This is a genomic window from Paenibacillus sp. 01L418 (assembly GCF_056400045.1).
This window is the reverse complement of record NZ_JBFTSN010000246.1, coordinates 1-9,564: the sequence shown is the minus strand read 5'-3', so window position 1 is coordinate 9,564 and position 9,564 is coordinate 1. Positions and strand designations below refer to the sequence as shown.

Below are 9,564 nucleotides of genomic sequence, written 5' to 3'. Positions count from 1 at the left end.
CCTATAATCTTATTATTACAAACATCTATTTCACAGGACTGATAGAGTCGCTTACGAGCTAGATGTTTTTTTTATTTTTTTTATATAACCAACGGTTATGTAAGCGCTTGAAAGAACGTATTTTCATATGTTTTTAGGTCTAATTATATGGGTGCCGGAGGATAGGTTCTATCGTTTATGATAAGTACAGATAAGAGAGGGTAAGCTACTCACCACATAAGGTAGCTTGCGAAGACGTTTTTGCACGAAGCAGAAACAGTAGGAGGAGCAGCTATGAAACCGCTAACAGATAGTCCTAAGCAGTTAAGGGCGACAAACAAAAGGAATCGATTTTGGTTCAAAGCCATTCAGCAGCGTTACTTGTACATGATGTCGCTGCCATTCGTCATCTGGATCTTCCTATTCAGCTATGTGCCGGTATGGGGCTGGTTGACCGCATTTCAGAATTATAAGYCGAAAAACGGGATATTGAATCAAAAATGGGTAGGCTTTGACAATTTCGTAGAGCTGTTTCAAGACGAAAGATTTTATATCGTTTTGCGAAACACGCTGGCAATGAGTACGATGGGGCTTATCGTAGGGTTTACGATTCCAGTTATTTTTGCTCTATTGCTGAATGAAATAAGAGGGCAGTTTTTTAAGCGCTCAGTACAAACCATTTCATATTTGCCGCACTTTGTATCTTGGGTTGTTGTTGCGGGGCTTGTAACGAAGATGCTGTCAACAGACGGCGGTGCGATTAATCAATTATTGATGTATCTTAACATCATTGATACGCCGATTCAGTTTATGGCCAAGGGCGAATGGTTCTGGAGCGTCGTAACCATATCGGATTTGTGGAAGGAAATGGGCTGGAATTCCATTATCTTTTTAGCTGCGATGGCGGGAATAGATCCTGAGCTTTATGAAGCATCGACTGTCGATGGGGCAGGCCGATTCCGCAAAATGTGGCATATTACATTACCGGGAATTAGAACAACCTTTATGGTGCTATTCATATTATCGATCGGTCATTTAATCAGCATTGGCTTTGAGAAACAGTTTTTGTTAGGAAATCCTCTTGTATCCGATTTTTCAGAAGTGCTCGATCTTTATGCGCTGAAGTACGGTATTCAAATGAGCCRATATTCGTATGGTACGGCAATCGGTATCTTTAACTCCGTCGTCAGCATCCTATTAGTGTTTATCGCGAACGGAATTTACAAACGAGTCACCAAAGAATCAATCATATAGGAGGTGCGGTACATGCAAGGAGCTATGAGAAGAAGTACAGGCGATAAAGTTTTTGACACATGCATTTATGTATTCATGATCATCGTTGCTATCGTAACGTTGTATCCGTTCCTGAATGTACTAGCGATATCATTTAATGATTCGGTAGATACGGTAAGAGGCGGTTTAACTATATACCCTCGCGAATTTACACTCAAAAATTACGAGACGATTTTCGGCTTTGAGGGACTGCTTGTAGGCTTCAAAAACTCGGTTATTCGTACCGTTTTGGGAACGCTCATTGGGGTGTTGTCGGCATCCATGATGGCTTACACCTTAAGTCGTCCAGACTTCCAAGCAAGAAGATGGATGTCCGTCGTATTCGCACTCACGATGTATTTCTCAGGCGGTCTCATTCCAGGGTTTCTGCTTATGAAAAACTTAGGTTTGATTGGTACGTTTTCGGTTTACATCATTCCTGCTATTTTGAGCGTTTGGAACGTGTTCATCGTCCGCTCTTATATTGACGGGCTTCCGTATGCACTCCAAGAATCAGCCAAAATTGATGGGGCAAATGATTGGACTATATTTTGGAAGGTTATCCTTCCGCTTTGTCAGCCTGTACTCGCTACAATTGCTTTGTATATTGCTGTTGGACACTGGAACGCTTGGTTTGATACTTACTTGTTCAATAATAGGAGTCCAGAGAATACGACACTGCAGTATGAGCTGATGAAGGTGCTGCTATCCACGCAAACGGGCAGTAATTACCGTGACCCTAATGCGCAGCAAACGCTGGCGTCGGTTTCACCGGAGTCTATCAAGATGGCGATTACGATCGTCGTTACGGTACCGATTTTGCTAGTTTATCCTTTCCTTCAGAAGTATTTTGTCAAAGGCATGACGCTTGGCGCAGTAAAAAGTTAATATTGGTAATAGCAGGTTTCCTGTTATATACACAAGCATGATGAACGAGAAAAAGGGAGGCTTTCAAGCAATGAAAAGAAAAATGCAAATGGCTTTAAGCTTGGTATTGGCACTTGTATTCGTATTTGTCACGGCATGCGGCAATTCGAATAATGAAGGCGGCAAAAATAAAGAAACGAACGCACCAGGCAATTCCACGAATTCACCAACAAATGCAGTAGAGCCGGAGAAGGGTGATCCGATTACGATTCGTATCGCTTCTGGCGACGCGAACCCGAGCTGGGATGATATGAAGTCAGATGTAGGGCAATTTATTGTAGATAAAACAGGAATTACGATTAAACAAGAATTCCCTGTCGGCGGCAGTGACACAGATATGTTTGCCCTTATGGTAGCAAGCGACGAGTTTCCAGATATGGTTATGCCAAAAGGCAGCGCAGGCAAACTGGTTGATGCTGGCGCACTGATCGATCTTCGACCTTTGATTGAGGAGCACGCACCGAACTTGAAAAAGATTTACGGCGAATACTTTAATCGTCTTCGTTGGAGCAAAGATGACGACGCGATTTATGTGCTTCCTCAAGACGGCGTAGGACAAACCTACTTCGAAGCAGGCGGCGGTTTCCAATTGCAGCATCAAGTGCTTGAAGCTGCAGGTTATCCAGAAATCAAAACGGTACAAGACTATGAAGCTGCAATCAAAGCTTATATTGAGAAGAACCCTAAAACAGCTGATGGCCAGCCGACAATCGGCATGTCGCTTAACGGCGGTGAATGGCAAATTCTAATTTCAGTTACAAACCCGGCTTTCTATGCAACAGGTGCTCCAGATGATGGCGAGTTTTTCGTTAATCAAGACACACATGAAGCGATCATGCATTACCAGCGTCCTGAGGAAAGAGAGTATTTCCGTTGGCTGAACCATATGAACGATATCGGTTTGCTTGATAAAGAAAGCTTCGTTCAAAAATATGATCAATATAAATCAAAAATTGCTTCCGGCCGTGTGCTTGGACTGATTGACCAAAACTGGGATTATGGCGAAGCAGAAAACGCTTTGAAAGCAGCTGGCAATTTTAAATCAACTTACGCTCGTTTTCCTGTAACGCTGAATGATACATTCCAAGATCACTCCTTCCAAGGCACAGGTTACCTATCTGGTTATGGAATTGGGATTACAAAGGATGCCAAAGATCCAGTACGCTTAATCAAATTCCTTGATTACCTTGCATCAGATGAAGGTCAAGTATTAGTGAACTGGGGTATTGAAGGCAAGCATTACAATGTAGAAGGCGGAAAACGTGTTATTCCTGCAGATGTTCAAGCTCAAAAATCAAATGACGGCAATACATTCAAGAAAACGACAGGTATTGGCAACTACTTGATTTCTGCTCGCTACGGCGATGGCGTGAAGGATCCTTCTGGAAACTACTATACGACGACATTCCCTGAGCAAATTCAAACGGCTTATTCCGAAGAAGACAAGAAGACGCTAGCGAAATACAATGCGAAAACGTACAGAGACCTATGGCCTGCTGACGATGCATTCCCTGTTCGCAAATATGGCGCAGCTTGGACACTTCCGTTCGAGACGGGCTCGCAAGCAAACGTTATTTTCCAAAAAACACAAGATATTATGAAAAAACGTATCCCTGAAGCGATTCTTGCTAAACCAGCAGACTTCGATAAAATCTATGATGCATTTCTAAAAGATCTTGATGATGCAGGTGTAGCAAAACTGAATGCTGAATTTACAAAAATGGTGCAGGATCGTGTGGAACTTTGGTCGAAATAAGACTCAAAGTGAATTGGCAGGGAGAGGGCTCATCTAATGAGCTCTCTCCCTTGCTGTTAATTAACATAAACTGAAGGGAGATTGAAATAAAAATGATAAACGAGAAACTTCCGAAAATATGGTACGGCGGAGATTACAATCCGGAGCAGTGGGATGATGAGACGATGACAGAGGATCTTCGCATGTTCAAGCTTGCGAACATTGATGTTGCAACGGTTAACGTTTTTTCTTGGGCGCGGATTCAACCAAGTGAAGAAACCTATGATTTCACTGAGCTGGATAACATAATTGACAGACTTCATGGCGACCAAATCGCTGTTTGCCTTGCTACAAGTACGGGGGCTCATCCGGCATGGATGGCGAAGAGATATCCGGATGTCACTCGTGTCGATTATGAGGGCCGCAAACGTAAATTTGGAGGACGCCACAATTCCTGTCCGAGCAGCCAAACCTACCGGCAGCATTCGGGACGCATCGCTGGGAAGCTGGCTGAGCGTTATAAGGATCACCCTGCGATTGTCGCTTGGCATATTTCGAATGAATATGGCGGCTACTGTTATTGCGATAACTGCGCCGACGCTTTCCGAATATGGCTGCAAAAGCGTTATCACACGATTGAACAATTGAATAAGGTTTGGTATACAAATTTCTGGGGCCATACTTTTTATGACTGGGATGAAATTGAACCGCCTAATGCGCTTAGCGAGGAATGGGGCGGCAATCGAACCAACTTCCAAAGCATATCGCTTGATTATCGCAGATTTCAATCGGATGCTCTACTTGATTGTTATTTAATTGAACACGAAGAAATTCGCAAGCACTCGCCCAACATTCAAATTACGACAAATATGATGGGTACTTACCCTGAGCTTGATTATTTCAAGTGGGCAAAACATTTGGATGTCATCTCGTGGGACAATTACCCGTCGATCGACACTCTCGTAAGCTATACAGCAATGACGCACTCGCTTATGCGCGGTTTGAAAAGTGGACAGCCCTTTATGCTGATGGAGCAAACGCCGAGCCAGCAGAACTGGCAAGCCTACAACGCTTTGAAGCGCCCTGGCGTCATGCGGCTTTGGAGCTATCAGGCAGTAGCGCATGGCGCGGATACCGTCATGTTCTTCCAGCTGCGCCGCTCGATCGGAGCATGCGAGAAATATCATGGCGCTGTCATTGAGCATGTGGGCCATGAGCATACGCGCGTGTTTCGTGAGTGCGCGGAGCTTGGTCATGAACTGACGAAGCTTTCAGATAAGCTGCTTGATTCGCGAATTGATGCAAAGGCAGCCATCGTATTTGACTGGGAAAACCGCTGGGCAGTTGAGCTATCCAGCGGTCCAAGCGTAGCTTTAAAATACGTGGACGAGGTTCATAAGTATTACGATGCCTTGTTTGAATTGAATGTTCAAACCGATATGATCAGCATTGAAGAAAATTTCGAGCAATATGATCTCGTCATTGCACCGGTTATGTATATGATTAAACCGGGTTTTGCGGAGAAGGTTGAAGCGTTCGTGGAGCGCGGGGGCACCTTCATTACGACTTTTTTCAGCGGCATCGTTAATGAGAATGATCTCGTAACTACGGGCGGCTATCCAGGCAAGCTGCGCAAGGTTCTTGGCATTTGGGCGGAGGAGATCGACGCGCTGCTGCCAGGCCAACACAACCAAATGGTGATGAAAAAAGTTGATGGGGCTCTCAGCGGCACCTATACATGCAGTCTGCTATGTGATTTGATCCATTCTGAAGGTGCTGAGGTTATTGCTGAGTACGGCTCAGATTTCTATAAAGGCATGCCAGCGGTTACCGTTAATAAATTTGGCAGCGGGGAAGCTTGGTATATAGCTTCCAGTCCTGATAAAGAGTTTCTGCAGTCGCTGCTCACGAACCTATGCAAGGACAAAGGGATTGAGCCAATCTTGTCCGTACCTACAGGGGTCGAAGTAACACGCAGAAATAAAGATGGGAAATCCTTTACTTTTATTTTGAACCATAACTCTGAGCCTTCTGAGCTTCAGCTTGGCGCTCAGCAGCGAACAGAGCTTCTCACGGGTGAGATTGTCAGCGGCACTTACAGCTTATCTGCTAAAGGCGTTATGATTATTGAACAATAAAACATTTGCCTATTGAAATCGTTATTGAAATCGCCCTGGATAAGCTCCGCAGCTGGGTGTTTGGCATATGCTGTTGATAAAAGCCCGGTGTGAGGGGAGCTGCACTTTTGTCTACGAAGCGGCAACGTCATTTATTGAGCTTGCTCGTGCTCATAATGTATGTTTTACTCGTTCTTTTGTTATTAGCCATATTTCTTTAAATAAAGGGTTGCCTGCGACTAAATCATTAGTCGGGGGCAATCCTTTTTTTAATGTAAGAAAGAATATTATTTGCTCCAGATTATCTTGTATATCTCCGTCAAAGCTGATGCAGCATCCAGAGGACATTGATGGCGTTTTTGTTTGTGTTGGAATATTGCAACCTGCTATTACAAATAATGAACCAGAAGAAAGCAAAGCGGTTACGGAACTTTAGCTTCAGGCATAGAGAAAAACCGTAGCGGAAAAGGAGGATGGTTTTGTGGCGACCAAAAGCAAAAGTCATTACAAAAAAATGTCCATGTCACCAAAAGAATATCAATCGTTCGCAAAAACGATGGAGCCGCCTCGATCTGTACTTGGGAATTGTTTGAAAGCATTCGTTTTCGGCGGGGCAGTATGTGTATTTGGACAGGTTATACAGGAGCTTTATGTCCATTTGATGGGAATGAGCGAAGAAGCGGCAAGCAATCCAACCGTTGCAACGCTTATTTTGATATCCGTTATTTTAACGAGCCTAGGCGTGTACGATAAAATTGCGCAATGGGCTGGTGCTGGCTCAGCAGTGCCTGTAACCGGATTTGCCAATTCCATGTGTTCGGCTGCTTTGGAGCATCGGAGCGAGGGTCTTGTGCTTGGTGTTGGCGGCAATATGTTTAAGCTGGCTGGTTCAGTGATTGTTTTCGGTACAGTCGCAGCTTTCTTCGTAGGTATCGCTCATCTTATTCTCGGAACTGGGGGTCAGTAATATGCTGCGAGGGAAACAATCATGGTGGTTTGAGAAACGCCCGGTAATAATCGGCGAAGCGACCGTGGTCGGTCCTGATGAGGGAGATGGTCCGCTTGCAGCCGATTTTGATCTCGTCCATCCTGAGCTAGACATGCAGCAAAAAAGCTGGGAGAAGGCAGAGCGGCTGCTGCTGGAGCAAGCCTCGGAGTTTGCAATTCAAAATGCCGGCATCGAACGCGACCAGCTTCAGTTTTTTGTCGGCGGAGATCTCATGAATCAAATTATTAGCAATAGCTTTGCTGCTCGATCACTAGGAGTACCGTACATTGGCGTATTTGGCGCATGCTCCACCTCGATGGAATCATTGGCGCTTGCATCGCTCTTCGTGAATTCAGGCTCAGCCACTCATGTGCTGGCAGGCACTTGCAGTCACAATTGCACAGCTGAGAAGCAATTTCGTTATCCAACGGAATATGGCTCACAGAAGCCGCCTACCGCTCAATTTACGGTTACGGGTTCTGGCGCAGCTGTTGTCGCTGCAGAAGGTGACGGCCCAGTCGTGGAATGTGCAACCATCGGGAAAGTCATAGATCTCGGCATCACAGATCCATTTAATATGGGAGCTGCAATGGCGCCCGCAGCTGTAGATACGATACAAGCCCATTTTAACGATACAGGCCGATCTCCTCGTGATTATGATTTAATTGTAACGGGTGATTTGGCTGGAGTAGGGCATCCCATTGCAAAGGAATTGCTTATGAAAAACGGCGTTCCGATGAACGAAACAGTGTTTGGCGATTGCGGCCTTATGGTATATGACGTTCAGAAGCAGAAGGTACAGGCAGGGGGCAGTGGATGTGGTTGTTCAGCCGTCGTTACTTACGGACATCTGCTCAAACGAATCAAGAAAGGCGAATTAAACCGAATTTTAGTCGTGGCGACGGGCGCATTATTATCGCCGCTCTCGTTCCAGCAAGGCGAGAGTATTCCATGTATAGCACATGCTGTTGCCATTAGCGCAGGAGGGAGCAAGCATATATGATCTTTTTGTGGGCTTTTTTAGTTGGTGGAGGAATTTGTGTGATCGGTCAGCTGATGTTTGATGTTCTTAAGCTGACTCCTGCCCATACGATGTCGACCTTAGTGGTCATTGGCGCTATCGTTGATGGTTTTGACTTATATGAACCGCTCGTCAAGTTTGCTGGAGCGGGAGCTACGGTTCCGATAACAAGCTTTGGTAATGCCCTCGTACACGGCGCATTAACCGAATTGCATACGCAAGGCTGGATTGGCGTTATATCGGGTATCTTTAAAGTAACTAGTGCCGGCATTTCGGCAGCGATTATATTTTCCTTCTTGGCAGCACTTGTCGTCAGGCCAAAAGGATAACCATTTATACACTTAAGTTGGAGGGTCCTGTGGGATCTTCCAATTTTTTTTGTAGCGAAAAAATTTGTGTACTGTAAAGGAAGTACTGTAAAATAGTAGTATTGAATACTAACTCATGCGTTATTTCGGGAGGTTATGAAATGGATATTCGTCCTGCAGACATGCAATTATGTTCTACTATTCTCCGAAACTTAGAATCTTGTATCCTCGGCAAACAGGAAGAGATCCAAAGATTGTTAATTGCCGTCGTTGCAGGTGGACATGTTCTGCTTGAAGACGTGCCAGGCACGGGCAAAACACAATTAGTGAAAGCGTTGGCAAAGTCAATAGGCGGCCAGTTCCGCCGGATACAATGCAATCCCGACTTGCTGCCAACTGACATAACAGGCGTTTCCATTTACCATCCCAAACAAGAAACCTTTTTATTTCGTCCGGGTCCAATTATGGCCAATATATTGCTAGCCGATGAAATCAATCGCGCAACAACGAAGACACAATCTGCACTGCTTGAGGCGATGGAAGAAGGACATGTAACGGTTGATGGCGATACATATGAGCTGCCTCGTCCGTTCGTTTTGCTCGCTACCCAAAATCCAATTGAATTTGAAGGCACTTATACGCTTCCGGAGGCGCAGCTGGACCGGTTCATGATGAAGCTGTCGCTCGGGTATCCAAGTGAAACAGATGAGCAGCAAATGGTGCTCTCTAATGAAGGAATACATCCATCTGATCGCATTCAGCAAATGATTAATATATCCGATATGATCCAAATTCAGGACCAAGCGCTTAAGGTGCATATTGATGACGCCGTAGGCAAATATTTAGTTTCATTAATAAGAGGAACGAGAGAAAACGCGAATGTAATGCTCGGTGCAAGTCCTCGTGCAGCGCTAGCGCTGGCAAGAGCGGCTAAAGCGAGCGCTTATATTCAGCAGAGACAGTTTGTAACGCCTGATGATGTGAAGGAACTTGCTCCATACGTGCTTTCGCACAGACTTCTTCTGAGAATGGAAGCTAGAATGAACGGTCTTAAAGCGGAGGATATCATCGAGCAGGTGATTCAGTCCACGAAAGTACCGGTTCGGCTAGAGCGTTAGTCGTATGACAGCGGCCAAATCTTCGAAGCTGCGGATGCAGCTTGTCGCAGTCATTTATTTGACCAGTCTGTTCTACTTTTTATTTCAAGGCGGCAAAAC

General features: G+C 45.0%; 9 protein-coding genes. All 9 read left to right on the top strand.

Annotated elements, in window-relative coordinates; all coding sequences use genetic code 11:
- Window positions 1–273: 273 nt before the first annotated feature.
- The 9 genes from AC1DSE_RS23265 to AC1DSE_RS23225 all read left to right on the top strand — a co-directional run bounded on the left by AC1DSE_RS23265 (window position 274) and on the right by AC1DSE_RS23225 (window position 9,465).
- Entirely contained in the window at window positions 274–1,233 is a 960-nt protein-coding gene (locus tag AC1DSE_RS23265; protein ID WP_477528257.1) for an ABC transporter permease, read from the top strand.
- A 12-nt stretch (window positions 1,234–1,245) separates the two neighbouring features.
- The gene (locus AC1DSE_RS23260) at window positions 1,246–2,139 is read left to right on the top strand and encodes a carbohydrate ABC transporter permease (protein ID WP_430061753.1); all 894 of its coding nucleotides are present in this window, start codon (window positions 1,246–1,248) and stop codon (window positions 2,137–2,139) included.
- A 70-nt stretch (window positions 2,140–2,209) separates the two neighbouring features.
- A complete protein-coding gene (locus AC1DSE_RS23255) occupies window positions 2,210–3,934 on the top strand; it encodes an ABC transporter substrate-binding protein (RefSeq protein ID WP_477511209.1) in 1,725 nt (574 codons plus the stop codon).
- Window positions 3,935–4,026: 92 nt separating this feature from the next.
- The gene (locus AC1DSE_RS23250; RefSeq protein ID WP_477511208.1) at window positions 4,027–6,051 is read left to right on the top strand and encodes a beta-galactosidase; all 2,025 of its coding nucleotides are present in this window, start codon (window positions 4,027–4,029) and stop codon (window positions 6,049–6,051) included.
- Between the two features lie 67 nt (window positions 6,052–6,118).
- A complete protein-coding gene (locus AC1DSE_RS23245; protein WP_441882152.1) occupies window positions 6,119–6,466 on the top strand; it encodes a hypothetical protein in 348 nt (115 codons plus the stop codon).
- Window positions 6,467–6,511: 45 nt separating this feature from the next.
- Window positions 6,512–6,997, top strand: coding sequence for a stage V sporulation protein AC (gene spoVAC, locus AC1DSE_RS23240; protein WP_076270077.1), 486 nt, complete (start codon window positions 6,512–6,514; stop codon window positions 6,995–6,997).
- Window position 6,998: 1 nt separating this feature from the next.
- Window positions 6,999–8,021, top strand: coding sequence for a stage V sporulation protein AD (spoVAD, locus tag AC1DSE_RS23235; RefSeq protein WP_076270076.1), 1,023 nt, complete (start codon window positions 6,999–7,001; stop codon window positions 8,019–8,021).
- Window positions 8,018–8,368 (top strand): stage V sporulation protein AE, encoded by a 351-nt coding sequence (gene spoVAE, locus AC1DSE_RS23230; RefSeq protein ID WP_076270075.1) that lies wholly within the window; start codon window positions 8,018–8,020, stop codon window positions 8,366–8,368. The genes spoVAD and spoVAE overlap by 4 nt, the downstream gene beginning before the upstream one ends.
- A 140-nt stretch (window positions 8,369–8,508) precedes the next feature.
- On the top strand, window positions 8,509–9,465 hold the full coding sequence (locus tag AC1DSE_RS23225) for an AAA family ATPase (protein ID WP_076270074.1): 957 nt from the start codon (window positions 8,509–8,511) through the stop codon (window positions 9,463–9,465).
- The last annotated feature ends 99 nt before the right edge of the window (window positions 9,466–9,564 follow it).

Coding starts and splice junctions, on each gene's coding strand:
- AC1DSE_RS23260 (WP_430061753.1), top strand. CDS start 1,246: ATGCAAGGAGCTATGAGAAGAAGTACAGGCGATAAAGTTTTTGACACA.
- AC1DSE_RS23255 (WP_477511209.1), top strand. CDS start 2,210: ATGAAAAGAAAAATGCAAATGGCTTTAAGCTTGGTATTGGCACTTGTA.
- AC1DSE_RS23250 (WP_477511208.1), top strand. CDS start 4,027: ATGATAAACGAGAAACTTCCGAAAATATGGTACGGCGGAGATTACAAT.
- AC1DSE_RS23245 (WP_441882152.1), top strand. CDS start 6,119: ATGCTGTTGATAAAAGCCCGGTGTGAGGGGAGCTGCACTTTTGTCTAC.
- spoVAD (WP_076270076.1), top strand. CDS start 6,999: ATGCTGCGAGGGAAACAATCATGGTGGTTTGAGAAACGCCCGGTAATA.
- spoVAE (WP_076270075.1), top strand. CDS start 8,018: ATGATCTTTTTGTGGGCTTTTTTAGTTGGTGGAGGAATTTGTGTGATC.
- AC1DSE_RS23225 (WP_076270074.1), top strand. CDS start 8,509: ATGGATATTCGTCCTGCAGACATGCAATTATGTTCTACTATTCTCCGA.